Annotated in this window: 13 protein-coding genes; 10 read left to right on the top strand and 3 right to left on the bottom strand. The window is 62.3% G+C overall.

Annotated elements, in window-relative coordinates; genetic code table 11:
- From VGH98_23945 to VGH98_23965, 5 genes are all read left to right on the top strand, one after another.
- Positions 1–279 (top strand): hypothetical protein (locus tag VGH98_23945; protein HEY2379054.1); only part of this gene is annotated, 279 nt, incomplete at its 5' end.
- A gap of 294 nt (positions 280–573) precedes the next feature.
- The gene (locus VGH98_23950; protein ID HEY2379055.1) at positions 574–1200 is read left to right on the top strand and encodes an MEDS domain-containing protein; all 627 of its coding nucleotides are present in this window, start codon (positions 574–576) and stop codon (positions 1198–1200) included.
- 2 nt (positions 1201–1202) lie between these two features.
- Positions 1203–3710: a PAS domain-containing protein gene (locus tag VGH98_23955; GenBank protein ID HEY2379056.1), complete on the top strand. Its 2508-nt coding sequence runs from the start codon at positions 1203–1205 to the stop codon at positions 3708–3710.
- A 249-nt stretch (positions 3711–3959) separates the two neighbouring features.
- A complete protein-coding gene (locus VGH98_23960; GenBank protein ID HEY2379057.1) occupies positions 3960–5219 on the top strand; it encodes an epoxide hydrolase in 1260 nt (419 codons plus the stop codon).
- Positions 5220–5261: 42 nt separating this feature from the next.
- On the top strand, positions 5262–6308 hold the full coding sequence (locus VGH98_23965) for an alpha/beta hydrolase (protein HEY2379058.1): 1047 nt from the start codon (positions 5262–5264) through the stop codon (positions 6306–6308).
- On the opposite strand, the gene VGH98_23970 is transcribed toward VGH98_23965, so the two are convergent.
- Together VGH98_23970 and VGH98_23975 are read right to left on the bottom strand one after the other, a co-directional pair.
- Positions 6305–6970 carry a response regulator gene (locus VGH98_23970; GenBank protein ID HEY2379059.1) on the bottom strand — a complete coding sequence of 222 codons (666 nt, stop codon included), beginning with the start codon at positions 6968–6970 and terminating at the stop codon, positions 6305–6307. The two genes, VGH98_23965 and VGH98_23970, sit on opposite strands and share 4 nt — an antisense overlap.
- A 2-nt stretch (positions 6971–6972) precedes the next feature.
- The gene (locus VGH98_23975; protein HEY2379060.1) at positions 6973–7368 is read right to left on the bottom strand and encodes a response regulator; all 396 of its coding nucleotides are present in this window, start codon (positions 7366–7368) and stop codon (positions 6973–6975) included.
- 235 nt (positions 7369–7603) lie between these two features.
- Between VGH98_23975 and VGH98_23980 the strand changes: the two genes are divergently transcribed.
- The 4 genes from VGH98_23980 (at position 7604) to VGH98_23995 (ending at position 13267) form a co-directional block, all read left to right on the top strand.
- Complete coding sequence (locus tag VGH98_23980; GenBank protein HEY2379061.1) at positions 7604–8677, top strand: redoxin domain-containing protein; 1074 nt, start codon at positions 7604–7606, stop codon at positions 8675–8677.
- A 20-nt stretch (positions 8678–8697) separates the two neighbouring features.
- The gene (locus VGH98_23985; protein HEY2379062.1) at positions 8698–9228 is read left to right on the top strand and encodes a RidA family protein; all 531 of its coding nucleotides are present in this window, start codon (positions 8698–8700) and stop codon (positions 9226–9228) included.
- Between the two features lie 80 nt (positions 9229–9308).
- Positions 9309–10220 carry an alpha/beta hydrolase gene (locus tag VGH98_23990; protein ID HEY2379063.1) on the top strand — a complete coding sequence of 304 codons (912 nt, stop codon included), beginning with the start codon at positions 9309–9311 and terminating at the stop codon, positions 10218–10220.
- 545 nt (positions 10221–10765) lie between these two features.
- Complete coding sequence (locus VGH98_23995; GenBank protein ID HEY2379064.1) at positions 10766–13267, top strand: ABC transporter permease; 2502 nt, start codon at positions 10766–10768, stop codon at positions 13265–13267.
- 332 nt (positions 13268–13599) lie between these two features.
- Here VGH98_23995 and VGH98_24000 read toward each other — a convergent pair whose 3' ends face one another.
- Complete coding sequence (locus tag VGH98_24000; GenBank protein ID HEY2379065.1) at positions 13600–16041, bottom strand: ABC transporter permease; 2442 nt, start codon at positions 16039–16041, stop codon at positions 13600–13602.
- Positions 16042–16585: 544 nt separating this feature from the next.
- On the opposite strand from VGH98_24000, the gene VGH98_24005 reads away from it, so the two are divergent.
- A complete protein-coding gene (locus VGH98_24005) occupies positions 16586–16993 on the top strand; it encodes a hypothetical protein (GenBank protein HEY2379066.1) in 408 nt (135 codons plus the stop codon).
- Positions 16994–17064: the final 71 nt, after the last annotated feature.

Raw genomic sequence — 17064 nt, forward strand, 5'->3', positions numbered from 1 at the left:
TCGCTCGAGGCCACCACTGCCCCAAGGAACCCCAGCAGCGGAGCTCGCGGCGTTCTACTCGAAGATTGCCGTTGCGTACACGCAGATCGTGACAATCGCGACCGACGGGGATGCCCATCGACCGTCGACCTCTGGCATGACTTGCGGCCGGTCTCGAGCAGGGTTCGCCCAGACGAGGATCTGAGCACGCCCGGCCTGCGCGAGCGCTGGGATGCGGGCGACTACACGCCCTTCCACGGGTGGAACAAGCAGGCGGCCCAGGAACATACCGCAGTTTGAGGATGGCGGGACCAATACTGCATTTGGTCATCGCGTAGCGACGTCGCGCCCCGTGACGTTCGTCCACCGAGGCGCGACAGAAAACAGCGCGCGCCCACCAATCCCAGCGATCGGACGTGGTATCGCGACACATTCGTGTCACGCTCAGCGACAAACTCTTGTGTCGTCGTCGAGACGGCTTCTCTGGCACAGTCTTGAAACGATGAAACGAGGAGTGGTTATCTCCATCAGGAGAGTCCATCTTCCAACACCGACGGCGGCGAGGCACGGTTCCATCGTTGCGCGAGGTCCTGTATGAGCACGGCGGTATCCCCAGCTCGCCTTGGCGGCTCGCACCTTGGTGCGATACGGCACGTATGCGCCTTCTTCGCCAGCGACGACGAAGCCTACCGCGTGCTTGTCCCATTCATCGTTGATGGCTTCGTTCGCGGTGACAAGGCGGTGCACGTCGTTCGCGCGGGCCACGAGCGCGAGCACCTGGAGCGGCTCGCCGCCGCGGGCCTCGACGTGGACGAGAAACAAGCCGCGGGTCAACTCGAGCTTCGTTTGGACTCCGAGACCTATCTGCGCAACGGCAAGTTCGACCAGGATCGGATGCTTGCCGCCTTCGAGGGCATGGCGAGTGGCGCCAACAGCGATTTCCCCCTCAGCCGTATCGTCTGCGACATGGACTGGGTGGCGGAAACGCCAGTGATGCATAACGACATCATCGAGTTCGAGTCACGGGTCAACGACGTGTGGAACCGCCACGATGACATCGTCATCTGCGTCTACGATTTGAAGAAGATGAGCGGTGACATGGCCATCGACATCATGCGCACGCATCCAATCGTGCTCATTGGCGACGTTCTGCACGAGAATCCATTCTTCGTTCCGCCCGACCAGTTCCTGCGCGAACGGCGGAGCAAAGCGGGGAGGTGATCGTGACGGCTGCGGAGACAATCGATCTGCGAGACGCGGAGGTCCAGAGCCTTCGCCGATCGATGAACGACCTTCTCAGCGTCGTCGCGTTGCCCGCGATGTGGAGCGGCAACGGGGCGAACGAAATCGTTCACACGCTCACCGAAGCGCTGCGCGGCATGCTCGCGCTCGATCTTATCTACATCTCGCTCGCGTCGACGAGCGACGGCTCGGCGATCGAAGAAGCACTCGCGTCGCCGAGTCTTGAGCTGCGCAGCGGCGCCTCGAACGTCGGCGCGCAGCTGCGTTATCTGTTGGGCGAGCGGCGAGACCAGTGGCCGGCGACCGCCCGCGGCTCCTTTTTCTCGAAGGACCTGGCGTTCTCGATCGTGCGTCTTGGCCTCGGCTCGGACGTCGGCGTGATCGTTGCCGGCGCCGCGCGAGCTGATTTTCCAAGCGCGCAGGACAGGCTCTTGTTGAACGTGTGCGCGAGCCAAGCCGCGGTTGCGCTGCACGAGGCGAGACTCCGCTCGGAACAGAAAGAAGCACTGCGCGAAATGGCGTTCGATGCGCGCGCTGCCATTGACGGCATTCCCGGGCTGGTCGCCGTCTTGAGCCCGGACGGCGCAGTGGAGACTGTGAATCGCCAAATCCTCGACTATTGCGGCGCGACGCTCGAGGAACTGCGAAACTGGGGCACGAACGGAATCGTCCACCCGGAAGACCTTTCGCAGGTAGTGGGAATCTTCGGGCGGTCGATCGCTGCCGGTGTTCCCTACCAAATCGAGCAGCGTCTCAAGCGCTATGATGGAGTTTATCGATGGTTCGACAACCGCGGCGTTCCCCTTCGCGATAGCAGAGGCCGTGTTAGTCGTTGGTATGTCCTGCTGACGGACGTCGATGACCGCAAGCTCGCCGAGACGCTGCTCGCGGGAGAGAAGCAACTCCTCGAATTGATTGCATCGGGCCGATCGTTGCCGGACGTCCTCAGCGCGTTGTGCAAGGTTGTCGAAGGCGCCGCTCCCGATTGCTACTGCGACATTCATCCGATCGACTGGAGCGGCCCAACCATCGCGTACGCGGTTGCACCGTCTCTTCCGCGGAGCTACACCGATCCGATTGCTGGGACGCCGTTGCGTGGCGACGTCGTCCCCTGCGGCATCGCGGCGAATGAGAATACTCAAGTAATCTCGGAGGATTTCGATACCGATCCACGCTGGTGCACGGCGCCCGTTCGAAATCACGTGCTCGATCATGGACTGCGGTCGGTGTGGAGCACGCCGATCCGCTCGAAGACGGGAAGTGTGCTTGGAACGCTATGTATTTATCAGCGCAAGCGTGCGGTCCCCTCACTCCATCATCAGGACATCATCGCACGCGCTACCCACATCGCGAGCATCGCCATCGAGCGCCTCGAGGCCGAGGACGAGCTGCGTCGGAGCCAGGCGTCGCTCGCGGACGCGCAGCACCTCAGCCTGACCGGTTCCTTCTCGTGGCTGGTGGACAACGACATTCACTCGTTCTCCGAGCAGCTCTGTCGGATATTCGAGTTCGAGGACGACATCAAACTGACATTCGCGCGCCTCGTCGAGAGGATCCATCCGGACGACGTTCCGATTTTCTTCGAAAAGAGTGCGGCAGTGCGCGGTGGAAGCGACAGTCCCGACTATGAAATTCGGCTGCTCATGCCCGATGGGCGTCTTAAACATATTCTCGTATTCGGGCGCACGATCCGTCACGCGGACGGACGGCTGGAGTGCATCGGGGCAGCGCAGGACGTCACCGCGCAGCGACACGCCGAAGATGCGCTCAACAAGGTCAGATCGGATCTCGCGCACGTCGCGCGAGTGATGACGCTTGGCACATTGGCGGCATCGATCGCGCACGAAGTCAACCAGCCATTATCCGGCATCATCACGAACGCCAGTACGTGCCTCCGGATGCTCGACGCAGATCCGCCTAACGTGACCGGCGCGCGGGAGACGGCACGGCGGACGATCAGAGACGGCAATCGCGCCGCGGAGGTGATCACGCGACTGCGCGGACTCTTTCGGAAGACCGAGATCGTCGCGGAAGAGTTCGACATCCACGAAGCGGCGCGCGAAGTCATCGCGCTCACTCACCAGGAGCTGCGGCGCCAACGCGTCACATTGCAGACGGATTTTGCCGACGGCATTCCCATCATCACTGGCGATCGAGTCCAGCTTCAGCAAGTGATCCTCAATTTTCTGCTCAATGCAGTGGATTCGCTGAGAGCAGTCGAGCGGGATGACCGGCGAATCGTCATCAAGACAGTGGTGCGCGACGGCGTACAGCTATCAGTGCTGGATAATGGTGTCGGCCTCGCTCCCGAACATGCCGCCAAGGTCTTCGACGCCTTTTTCACGACGAAGGCCAACGGCATGGGCATCGGCCTGTCCGTCAGTCAATCGATCATCGAGCGCCACGGCGGCCGGTTGTGGGCGGCGCCGAACGACAGCGGCGGCGCGACGTTCTCGTTTTCGATTCCGTTGCCAGAACCGCGCGCGTAGCCAATACGAAGGTATCAATCGATACCTTCGTCCAATACGTGGCCTTTCGCACAACCAATGAGATTGCTCCCGCGTCGATTGCACGCAATCGCATACGCGGACGGGGCGCATTTTCACCTTGGTGGGCCGGAGGCCAATCGTATGCCAGAAGTGCCCGACCTCAATCGCCGCCGCTTTGTTGCTGCTGCCGCGGCAAGCGTTGCTGCGAGTCAGCTTGGTCTTCCCGGTTTCTCCAGGAGAGTTAACGCCATGACCAGTGTGATGACCGAAGTTGAAGCGGCTAGTGAGAAGAACACGGACATTCGTCCATTTCGGGTCAAGTTCTCGGACGAGGAGCTGGCCGATTTGCGCCGGCGTATCAAAGCGACGAGGTGGCCCGAGCGCGAGACAGTCTCGGATACAACTCAGGGCGTCCAGTTCGCGACCACGCAAGCGCTCGCGCGGTATTGGGCAACAGAGCACGATTGGCGCAAGTGCGAAGCGAAGCTCAACTCTTTCCCGCAATTCCTCACCGAGATCGACGGGCTCGACATCCATTTCATTCACGTGCGCTCCAAGCACGAGAACGCGCTTCCCCTAATCGTCACGCATGGATGGCCGGGCTCGGTCATCGAGCAGTTGAAAATCATCGAGCCGCTCACGAATCCCACGGCGCATGGTGGCAGTGCCGCGGATGCGTTTCATGTCGTGATTCCATCGCTGCCCGGCTACGGCTTTTCGGCCAAGCCGACGGCGCCCGGCTGGAATCCACCGCGCATCGCGAAGGCATGGACGACGCTCATGCACCGGCTCGGCTACACTCAGTTCGTAGCTCAAGGCGGCGATTGGGGAAACGCCGTCTCGGAGGTCATGGCGCTCCAAGCACCGCCGGGGTTGCTCGGCATTTCTACGAACATGGCGGCAACGGTTCCCGCGGAGATCAGCAAGGCGATGGCGACGGGCGAAGCACCGCCGGCCAGTCTTTCACCAGACGAGCGAAACGCGTGGAATCAGCTCGACTTCTTCTATAAAAAGGGACTGGGTTACGCCAACGAAATGGCACTCCGTCCGCAAACGCTGTACGGAATCGCGGATTCGCCAGTCGGTCTCGCGGCCTGGATTCTCGATCATGACGCACGCAGCTACGACCTCATCGCGCGGGTTTTCGCTGGCGAGAAGGAAGGCCTAACGCGAGACGACATTCTCGACAACATCACGATGTACTGGTTGACCAACACCGCGATCTCCTCCGCGCGTCTCTACTGGGACACGGCCCAGCTACCGGCGACGGGAGGATTCTTCGATGTGCGAGGAGTGGCCCTGCCGGTGGTCGTGACCGTCTTTCCAGACGAGATCTACGCCGCACCACGAAGCTGGGCCGAACGCGCGTATCCGAAGATGATCTACTACGCCAAACATGACAAAGGTGGCCACTTCGCGGCGTGGGAGCAGCCGCACCTGCTTACCGAGGACCTTCGCGCTGGATTCCGAACCTTGCGTAACCCAGCGGTGGGGCAGAGAACGTCTTAATGACTCCTGCGATCGGCCCAGTGCCTTTTCGGAGATAAAAACATGATCGATGGCGCAGAGATGGATCGCCGAGAATTCTTGGGTGCGGCGGCGATGACGCTTGCGGCGATTCGTGCGCCAGTCGCCGGCGACAGCGGTCTATCTCACTCGAATCAAGGCGTCGTGCAAGCAGACGCGCCGATATCATCGAAATGGTTCGAGGTCGTAAAGCAGATCGATGCGGGAACGCTCAACGTCGGTTACGCCGAAGCCGGGCCGGCAAACGGCCCGGCTGTGATGCTATTGCATGGCTGGCCGTACGACATTCAGAGCTACGCAGACGTTGCGCCGCTGCTTACCGCCAAAGGTTATCGAGTGATCGTGCCCTTTTTGCGGGGCTACGGCACGACAAGATTCCGTTCGAACGACACACCGCGAAACGGCCAGCAGTCCGCCTTGGCCGTTGACATGATCGATCTGATGGATGCGCTCCAGATAGATAAGGCAATCGTCGGAGGCTTCGATTGGGGATCGAGAACGGCCGCCATTATGGGCGCGCTCTGGCCCGAGCGATGCAAAGCGCTCGTGCTCGTGAGCGGCTATCTCGTCGTCAATCGCGAGGCGAACCAGCAGCCGCTGCCTCCGCGCGCGGAGCTCGGCTGGTGGTATCAGTATTACTTCGCAACGGAGCGCGGCCGACGTGGCTACGACAAGAATCGTTATGAGTTCAATAGACTCATCTGGCAGCTTGCGTCGCCGACGTGGAAGTTCGCTGACGCCACTTACGATCGCTCCGCCGCCTCATTCAACAATCCGGATCACGTTGCCATCGTCATCGACAACTATCGTTGGCGACTGAGTCTCACGAACGGGGAGGCGCGGTACGATGATCTCGAGCAGCGGCTCGCGGCGGCGCCCCTCATCAAGCTCCCGACGATCACGATCGCGAGCGATTTCGATGGTGCGGCGGCGGATGGAGCCACCTATGCCAAACAGTTCGGTGGTCACTACTCACACCGTGTGCTGCAAGGGGTTGGGCACAATGTGCCCCAGGAAGCGCCCGAGGCATTTGCGCAGGCGATCATCGATGCGGATCGCGCCGAGCGTTAGGCCCCAGGCGGTCGAAGCAATGCCGCGATCGTCACGAGCTGCGCCAATGATTCGGCGTGCATCTTTCGCATCATACGCCCGCGATGCGCCTTCACCGTGATCTCACTGATGCCGAGTGACGCGGCCACCTGCTTATTCAACTGGCCGGTCACGACCAGTGTCATCACCTCGCGCTCGCGTGGGCTGAGCGACGCAAGGCAATTCTCGAGTGCTAGCAGTTCCTCCTCACGCACGAGCGCTTTGGTGCTGCGCTCCAGCGAGCTCTGAATCGCGCCGAGCAATGCGTCGTCGCCGAAAGGCTTCGTGAGAAACTCGGCAGCCCCTGCCTTCATCGCCCTGACCGTCATCGGTACGTCACCGTAGCCGGTGATGAAGATGATCGGCATCTCGAGACGATCACCGGCGAGTCGCTGCTGCAGCTCGAGGCCGTTCAAGTCTGGCAGATGAACGTCGAGCACGAGGCAGCTCGGCCTGCGGGCGCGCGGGCGAGCCAGGAATTCCGTCGCCGAGGCGAACGTTTCGCACGGCCAGCCACTGTGCCCGATGAGCAGCTCCAATGACTCGCGCACCGAAACGTCGTCGTCGACGACGAAGACGACTGGCTTGCTCTCTGTCTCTAGCGGCGTTGTTCGCGGCGCCTGCAACGCTTGGGCGACTACCATAATCACCGTGGCGGTGAGGAGGTCGACTGGCTCTGTCCGAGGGCCAGGGTCACGGCCGTGAGCAGCGCCGACTCCGTGAACGGCTTGAACAAACAATCAACAGCACCCGTCGCGAGCAAGCGCGAACGCGTGCTCTCCTGGGCGTTGGCGGTGATGAAGACGATCCCGATTGAATGACCCTGACGCGCCAACTCCTTCTGCAGCTCGGGTCCGGTCATCCCGGGCATGGCAATGTCCAATAGCAAACACTGTGTCTCGTCCAGCGACGCCGATGCCAGAAATGCCGCCGCCGACGCGAACGTCTGCGGGCGGAACCCGAACTCACGCAGCAGGTCGGGAAGCGACTCTCGTACCGATTCATCGTCGTCGACGACGGCAACGAGTGGTCGATTGATCATTTTAGGGAGTGCTCACGTCTTGCACCGGGCGGCAGTAAAGTGCCACAGAACCAAGTGATGGTACACCGTCGCCAGGGCCGATCTCCATCATACCTTGGTGTTGCCTCGAGGGCGATGGGTGCCACGCGCGCCCTGTCGATACCATGGTACAATGGAACCAACGGGGCGCTCATCCCATCTCTTGTGCCCTGGAAGCGGTGAGCTAGCGGCTTGCATCCCAGCCCGCATGAGACCGATGCCCGATCGTCGCACCTTTCTCGAGATAACAGCAATCACGCTTGCCGGCGGGAGGTTGAACATGTTGCGCTCGTGGCAGCAGCCTTCAACCCCAACAGAGCGATCGGTAGCTTCGGACGAGCTCTCCGCGCTCGGGATGGCGACTGCCTGGATCAACTCGTCGGCGCTTTCTCGGGGCGATCTCGAGGGCAAAGTTGTCCTCGTTCAGTTCTGGACGTTTACCTGCATCAATTGGCTTCGCACACTTCCATACTTTCGGGCATGGGCCGAGAGGTACAGGAGCGCCGGGCTGGTGTCGATCGGAGTCCACACCCCGGAATTCACGTTCGAGCACGACCTAGACAACATAAGGAGAGCGGTCGCTGCGCTGAAGGTCGACTATCCGATCGCTGTTGATAGCGACTACGCAATCTGGCGCGGCTTCAACAACCAGTACTGGCCGGCCCTGTATCTACTCGACGGTCGAGGACGCGTTCGCTACCACCAGTTCGGTGAAGGTGAGTACGCCGCGTCCGAACGAATGGTTCAGCAGCTGCTCACGGAAGCGGGTTCGCGCGACGTTACCGGGGGACTGAGCTCAGTGGAGGGACGGGGCCTCGAGGCGGCTGCCGACTGGCGTGACCTCCGGTCCCCCGAGAATTATCTCGGTTACGAGCGGACGGAGCGGTTCGCGTCTCCTGGCGACATCGCGCCTCGACGCCGGCGAACCTACGCGTTGCCTGCCGAGCTGCGACAGAATGAATGGGCGCTGCAGGGGGATTGGACGATCGACAAGGACCGCATTTCGCCCAATCAGCCTAACGCGCGGCTAGCCTACTGCTTTCATGGCCGCGATCTCCATCTCGTCATGGGCCCGCCGAGCGGATCGCGTCCGGTGCGATTTCGTGTCTTGCTCGATGGTAATCCACCCAATGGCGCTCGTGGACTCGACGTGGACTCGCAAGGGAAGGGTGTCGCGAGCGAGCAGCGGCTGTACCAGCTCATTCGTCAGCCGAAGCCGGTCGTCGATCGCGTGATGCAGGTCGAGTTTCTAGATCCGGGGATCGAGCTCTTCTCCTTCACGTTTGGCTAGGAACGCCATCCCACACATCGATGCGAGAATCAGCACTGGCAAACGTGACCGGCAGCGAACGCGTGGCGGAAAGTGTCAGGCCAGCGCCGCCTAACGCCGAGGAACGACTACGCGCACTGAGTCTCCAGCTTCCGCGCTCTCCGGAACCCTTCGGCCGGTACGTCGAGGCGGTGCAAACGGGTAATCTGCTCTTCCTCAGCGGCGTGCTCGCCACGGAGGGTCGGACAGCGAAGTTCCAGGGGCGCGTTGGTGGCGAGCTCGATGTCGAGGCAGGGTGGGCGGCGGCTCGCCTCGCCGCGATCAATGTGCTCGCCGTGGCGCGCGCGCATCTCGGATCGCTGGACCGGGTGACGCGCATCGTTAGGCTGACGGTGATGATCGCCACGTCGGGCGATGTGCGCGACCAGCCCAGGGTCGCCGACGGCGCGTCCGAACTGCTGGAGGAGATTTTCGGCAGGGACAAGAACCCCTGCCGCTCCGTCTATGGAGTCGCGAGCCTTCCGCTCGGCGTGCCCGTCGAATTGGAAGTAACGCTCGAGGTCTCGGTGTAATCGGCGCCGACGGGATGCGCTGCCGCGGCCTATTGAGTTGGATTCTATTCCTGCGACTCGCGGGAGTAACCCTGATTCCCATGACCATCGCACCGACACAGTCGTTGTCGCAATCCGACGGCGCTTCCGCTGCTCGGGACAAGCCGACCGCCTATCGCACCGTCCGGATCGATGGGCTTTCCATCTTTTATCGAGAGGCGGGCCGGAAGGACGCGCCGACGATTCTCCTGCTGCACGGACTGCCGTCGTCGTCGCGCATGTTCGAGCCGCTCTTTGCTCGACTTGCCGACCGGTATCATCTGGTAGCGCCAGACTATCCTGGCTTCGGCCACAGCGACTGGCCGGATCCAAAACAGTTTGCTTATACCTTCGATCGGATCGCCGACATCATGAATCATTTCACCGAGGCACTCGATCTCGCGCACTACACGCTCTACATGCAGGACTATGGCGGGCCGGTCGGATTTCGCATGGCGCTCGCGCATTCCGAGCGCGTCGACGCTTTGATTGTTCAGGATGCGGTAGCGCATAACGAGGGTTTGGGTGCGAACTGGGGCCCTCGCCGCGCGTTCTGGGGCGATCGTGCCAATAACGAAAGCGCGCTGCGCAAGAATCTCCTGTCCCTTGCTACGACACGCACACGCCATGTCGGCGATGATCCGAACGTCGAGCGGTATGATCCCGATCTCTGGACGGACGAATTCGCGTTCCTGAGCCAACCGGGCCAGGCGGAGATTCAAAGCGATCTTTTCTACGACTATCGCACAAACGTCGAGGCTTATCCCAGATGGCAGGCTTGGATGCGCGATCGTCAGCCGCATCTTCTCGTGATCTGGGGGAAGCACGACCTCTCTTTCGAGCGCTCGGAGCCGGAGGCCTATCGGCACGACGTGCCTAACGCGCGCGTTCACGTGCTCGACGCAGGCCACTTCGCGCTCGATACGGCGGCTGATGAAATCGCCGATTTGATCCGGGACTTTATCCCGCGGTGAGCTCTCTGATTGCCACCTGCCAGTTACAGTCGGTGGTGTATGCTGGTGTATGTTTTGCGCCTCAAAAGGCGCCAAAACGTTCGCGACTTTCGAGGTAGTCAGGTGCGGTAACGTGCGAATTCTAGCGACTTTGCACGCGTCGACCACGCTGTTCAACCATAATGGGGTTCAGGGGGTCGCGGGTTCAAATCCCGCCGTCCCGATTAAGTCAGTAATTGCTAACCACTTACGGCGGCTGCGGCCGCCGTTTGTCATTCAGGGGGTCTCCAGAACTCATACCCCAAACCACTCGCGCGTATGTCTCGACCCGGCAAGGGCTTTTGGCGCGGGGATCGACGGTCGGGCAATCGACTTCGTTAGGCGTGGGGTATGAGTTTCTGAATCGGGGTATGAGTTGCGCCACACCATTCATGGTGGCGGCCGGAGTAGAAGCCGAACCGCTTGGCGTCAACTCTCGAATCAATAGGAGTGTCTCATCCACCTGAACGCTTCGACTGAGCAGGCCGATCGCCTTGCACCGTCGGAGATCTCGAACCCCGTCCGCCATGCGCAATCTCAAACTCTCACTCCGCGCGCTGTTCAGGACTCCGTTCGTGACAGTCGTCGCAATCCTGTCACTGGCGCTGGGGATCGGCGCAAACGCCGCCATCTACTCGCTGTTCAACGAAATGTTGCTGCAGCCGCTGCCGGTTCCACATTCCGACCGGCTGGTCAATCTCGCCACCACGGGCCCGCAGGTGGGATTCTATAACTGCGGCCGAGCGGGGGATTGTTCCGAGGTCTTCAGTTACCCGATGTTCCGCGACCTTGAGAAAGCGAAGACTGCGTTCAGTGGGATCGCTGGCCACATGCCGTTTGCGGTCAGCCTCTCGATGCCCGGACAGACCCCCATCAATGCCGACGGCGTCCTGGTATCGGGGTCTTATTTCCCGGTGCTCGGCATTCAGCCGGCGATCGGCCGCCTGTTCGACCGCACTGACGACCAGGCCGTCCGCGTGAATAACGCGACGGTGCTCAGCTATGCCTTCTGGGAGAACAGCCTCGGTGCAGACCCGGCCGTGCTCGGGAAAGAGATCACGGTGAATGGCCAGCACCTAACGATCATCGGCGTCGCGCCGCGCGCCTTCGACGGCACGACCCTCGGCGCGCGTCCGGACGTGTTCGTTCCGATCAGCAATGTCGGTGTCATGACGGGGGGAGAACAGAGTACCGCCCGCAACGACCATTGGGTCTATCTCTTTGGTCGCCTCGCGCCTGGCGCCACCGTCGACCAGGCGAGTGCCTCGATCAACTCCGTCTACCACGCGATCATCACCGACGTGGAGTGGCCGATGCAACAGGGCCTGAGCGCCACGACTGCGGCACAATTCCGGGCCGCAGTCATCAAGCTCACCGACGGGCGCAAAGGACAAAGCTCGGCGATCAAGGACTCACGAACGCCCCTTACGCTGCTCTTGGTGGTCACAGGCATCGTGCTGCTCATCGCGTGCGCCAACATCGCGAATCTGCTCCTGGCACGTGCCGCGAACCGCACCATGGAGATGGCTGTGCGGCTCTCGCTCGGCGCCACGCGTCGCCAGCTCATCGCGCAGCTCCTCACCGAGTCGTTGCTGCTCGCCGCGCTCGGTGGGATCGTGAGCGTCGCCGTCGCCCACTGGACGTTGGCCGGCATCACCGCGCTGTTGTCGAGGGAGGCCGCTCGTGTATACGAGTTTCACCTGAGCACGCCGGTATTCGCGTTCACCGCCGTGCTATCACTGGCGACCGGGGTCCTGTTCGGACTCGCCCCTGCTGTCTCGAGCACACGGCCTGACCTGGTTACGGAGTTGCGCAACAATTCCGGCAAGCTCTCCGGCGGTCGGCGGGCCGCACGCTTCCGCACGTCGCTCGTGACCGTCCAAATCGCGCTCTCGATGGCGCTCCTGATCTCGGCGGGACTGTTCCTCAAGAGCCTCCAGAACATCGCCCGCGTCGATCTCGGCATACACATCGAGAACGTCGTTCAGTTCGGCGTCTCGCCGGGGCGCAGCGGATACGACGATATCCGCACTACAGCGCTCTACGACCGAATCGAGCAGGCGCTCGCGGCGCTTCCCGGCGTCAGGGGAGTCACCTCGTCTACCGTTGCACTGTTCGGGGGCAACAACCGGGGCCGAGACGTGTCGGTCCAGGGATTCAAGAAAGATCCGGATACCGACGCGGGGTCTCTCTACACCGTCGTGGGGCCGAACTATTTCCATGTACTCGGTGTGCCGCTCATTGCGGGACGCGACTTCACCGCTGCGGACAACGCGGGCGCCGCGAGAGTCGCAATCGTGAATGAGACGTTCGCGAAGAAGTTCAATCTTGGCCGCAATGCCGTCGGCAAGCGCATGTCCGTATACAACGACTCGCTAAACATCGAGATCGTTGGATTGGCCAAGGATTCGAAATACTCGAAGGTGAAGGACAAGATTCCTCCGGTGTTCGTGATTCCCAGGCGGCAGGCCGGCCGCAACTACGACGTGGGCGACAACACCTTCTACGTGCGAACAGCGTTGCCCACGGACCAGAGCATCCGCGCCATCCGAGCGGCGATGAAGAACATCGATCCCAATCTGCCGCTCGACGGACTCAAGACCTTGCCGCAGCAAGTCCACGAGAACGTCTACCTCGACCGGATGACCAGCACGCTGACATTGGCGTTCGCGCTCCTCGCTACGGTCCTTGCGGCGATCGGCTTGTATGGAGTGGTGGCCTACTCCGTAACGCAACGCACGCGAGAGATCGGTGTGCGCATGGCGCTCGGTGCCGACATGAGCAACGTGCGAGGGCTTGTCTTACGTCAGGTGGGCGCAATGACGCTGGTCGGCGGCGCCATCGGGATCGCCGCGGCGATCGGGCTCGGCCGAGCCGCGCAGTCGCTACTATATCAGCTCAACGGATATGACCCAGTAGTGATCGCCGCGGCGGCAGTTGCGCTCGCGACGGTCGCCTTCCTGGCGGGATTCTTCCCGGCGCTCAAAGCATCGCGGATCGATCCGATGCAAGCACTGCGGTACGAGTAAGGGAAGCATGGAGGAACCCGGGAGCCTAACGAGCCAATGAACTTATGCCCTGGCTCCGTTTCGGGGAGGACGTCACGCCAGCTACCGATTCTCATGATTGCCTCGCAATGGTCAGGGTAGTCAGTCGGTCTTGATCTAACGGCTCGCCGCAGCAGTTGCGATCGAACATCCTGACTGCGCCTCGTCGCGTTCGTATCGGCACTTACATTCGCGAACTGATTGCTCATCGAAGTGCGCTCGAAGGCTATCGAGCAGGAAGTTCTTCGGCGCGCGTGAGAACATCGCGCGCGCCGAACGGCGAGGGTCATCGATCGGGTCACTCTCGAAATGTCCTAGCTTCGCAGCGCCACCGCCGGATCGATTCGCGCGGCGCGGAGCGCGGGAATCCAGCACGCCAGAATGCCGACGAGCGCCATCACCGCGGACACGCCGACGAGCGTCGCCGGATCGTGCGGCTGCACGCCGAACAGCAATCCCTGCATCAGGCGCGACAACGAAAGCGCGCCGATGACGCCGAGGCCCAGGCCGAGCACGACGAGCACACCGCCCTCGGAAATGATCATGCGCTGCACGCGGCCGCCGTCCGCGCCGAGACTCATGCGGATTCCGATTTCGTTCGTGCGCGCGCTCACCGCGAAGGCGAGGACGCCGGCGATACCGACCGCGGCAACGATGAGCGCGAGCAGCCCGAAGGACGAGACGAGCATCGCGTTCAGGCGCCGCGGCGCGACGCTCTCGTCGCGGATTTGCGCAACGGTCATCACGTGCTCGATCGGTTGATCAGGCGCCACCTGTCGTAGCGCCTTCGTCGCCGCGGGGGCGAGTGCGGCCGCATCGCCCTTCGCTCGAATGACGAAGCCCCCGATCGGGAAATCGGTCTGCGCGAACGGAATGAACACCGCCGGCAGCGGCACCGCGTCGAGACCACCGTCCTTGGTGTTGCCGACGACGCCGACGACCCTTCGCCAATCGTTCTCGGAGATGCCGATGAATCGAAGTACGTCGCCAGTCCACGCGATCCGTTGGCCAATCGGATCCCGGTCGCCGAACAAACGATCGGCCAGCGTCTTGTTGAGGATGGCGACTTTCCCCGACTTCTCGTCGTCGGTGGCCGTGAACACGCGTCCCTTCAGCAGCGGAATGCCCGACGCCTGGAAGTAATCGGGACCCGCGCTGCGATACTCGCCCTGCGGCTGTGCTTCACCGGGAGCGAGCGGATGCGTCTCCGCCTTGACGTCGAGCAGGATGCCGGCCGCGCGCAGCGGCATCGTCGATCCGAGGCCGACCTGCTGCACCCCCGGGAGCGACAGGAGCTGCTGCCGCATCCGCTGATAATCGGCGATCATCTCTTCCTTCTTCACGCCGTTGAAGTCCTTGGGGACTTCCATCGTGAGCATGGCATCGCTGGTCAATCCCGTGCTCACCTGCGAGAGCTGCTGCATCGTTCGCATCAGCAGTCCCGCGCCACTTAGCAGCATCACTGAGACCGCGACCTGCGCGACCACGAGCGTCTGCTGCAGCCGTTGGCGGCGGACGTTGGTCAGACGCCGCGCACCCGCCGACAGCGACGCGTTCAGCGACGACTCGCGCGCCAGACTCGGCGCGAACGACAGAATGATGGAGACGACGATGGCGAGCAGCAGCGTGAATGCGAGCACGACGCCGTCGATGCGGATCTCGTCGGCGCGCGGACTGTACCGCGCCGCGAGCGCCGTCAACATTCGCACCCCGCCGAACGCGATCGCGAGTCCGAGCGCGCTCCCGGTCAATGCGAGCAGCAGATTCTCGACGAGCAACAGCTTGCGGAGCCGCGCCACGCCGGCGCCGAGCGCGGCACGAATGACCAGCTCGTGCTCGCGCCGCACGCCGCGCATCAGCGTGAGGTTCGCGACGTTCGCGCACGCGATGATCAACACGAACCCCGCCGCGCCCATCAATAGATAGAGCGTCAACTTCGCCTTCTGCGCGAGGACGTCGCGGTACGGCGTGACAGTCACCTGGAAGTGCGATCCCGCGTCGTACGACTCCGGATACTGCCGGTGCACTCGGTCGGTGATACCGGCGACTTCGGCGCGGGTCTGCTGGAGCGTCGCACCGGGCGCCTGCCGTGCGATCATCTCCGTCATGCGATGGGTGCGGCCGGTGATCATCGTCGCGCTCAGATGATGCTCGCTATTCACCATGTTCATGAGGGCGTCGATCTTCGCGGGGAAGTACGGCGCGGACTGCAGCACGCCCACGACCGTCACCACCTTGCCGCCGACGCGCAGCGTTTTGCCGACGATCGATGGGTCGCCGGCGAACTTCTTCTCCCAGTACTCGTGCGTGAGGATCATCACGGGCGCGGCGGCGCGTCCATCGTCCTCGGGGCCGAAGGCGCGCCCGACGACGGGCGAGAGTCCCATGACGCTGAAGTAGTTGCCGGTCACGAGCCCCACCGACAGCCGCTCGGCTCGATGATCGTTGAGCAGCGTGACCGTGTACGGCGAGTATTCGGCGATACCGCCGAGGGTCTTCGACGATTCGCGGAAGTCGTTGATCTCGGGCACGGAGAACGCGATGTCCTCGCCGCCCGGCGCGTTCGTCGACTGGCGGAGATAGAGCAGGCGATCGCCGTCGCGGTTCGGCAGGGGGCGCAACATGACGCCGCGCACGACACTGAAGATCGCCGTGTTCGCGCCGATGCCAAGCCCGAGCGTGACGATCACGGCAAGGGCAAAGCCGCGGGAGCGGGAGAGGCTGCGCAGCGCGAAGCGAAGATCGGAGGCGAGCATGGGGGATGCCTTGGACCGGTTGAAGGGGAAGCCTGTAGGCCGTCGCCAACGGAGTAGCCGTGGCTTCATGCTAACGTCGAACGGGCGGACGGAATTCGACAAAATGGAGCAAAAAAAGCATCTGAGCGACCGATCGCCATCGGATCGTGCGCATTTGCGAGAGGCAGGTCAGGTGTTGATGCTCCAGCCCGGCTGCTACGCCACCGGGTGCATGATGCAGCCTCTCCCTGACCTGCAGGATGAAGGCATGGCTCGCGAGACCGAGGGAGGCTTGATCAACTGGCTAGCTAGTGAGTCTTCTGCCTCCCTGTTCCGGCGGTCGCGCCCGTAAGAATCGCGAGGGAAGCATTCACTCACTGCATGTCAGAATTACCATCTCAGCTACGGACGAGGAGACGAAATTACGGTAGCCTCAGCGAGGACAACACGGCATACATGGTAGCAGAACACCTGCAAAGGGTAGTCGCGATTTCCAAGGATTCGGTTTCCGCGGCCGTGCCACACGGTCCGATCGTAACTTGTCCGAAATGACACGGGAGTTCACGTGAGCAATTTCTCAATGGCGCGAGGAGGCGAGCGCGGGGCTGTTCTCGCGAAGCTGTGCCCGGGGTTCATCCTCGTGTTGTTACTTGCGTCGCCTGTGAACGCGCAAGCCGCGCAAAAGGACTCGAGCACGCGGCACAGCACGGCAGCTTCTGCGGCGGTGCCCAGGCCCGGACAGTTGGTACATCCCTCGCTGGGGGCGCCGAAGGATAGCCTTCAGGCGGTGAGGATCGCCGAGCGTGTACTGCGCGGCAACTCCGCAAGGGGTCTGTTCAGCGTGACTGTATTCACAGCTGTTGACGGCGGGTATTTGATCAAGTTGAGACCTGAACCAGTGACCCCGGGCGGCGGCGGACTCGTTTGGGTCGAGTCCGACGGCAGCGTGCGGATACTCAGACGCTATCGATGAATCTGAAAGCTTGAAAGCGTGCCGACTGGTGTTGTGCACGCGCATCTCTCCCTCCCTTGACCATTCGACAG

The organism is Gemmatimonadaceae bacterium (assembly GCA_036496605.1).
Lineage (GTDB): Bacteria > Gemmatimonadota > Gemmatimonadetes > Gemmatimonadales > Gemmatimonadaceae > AG2.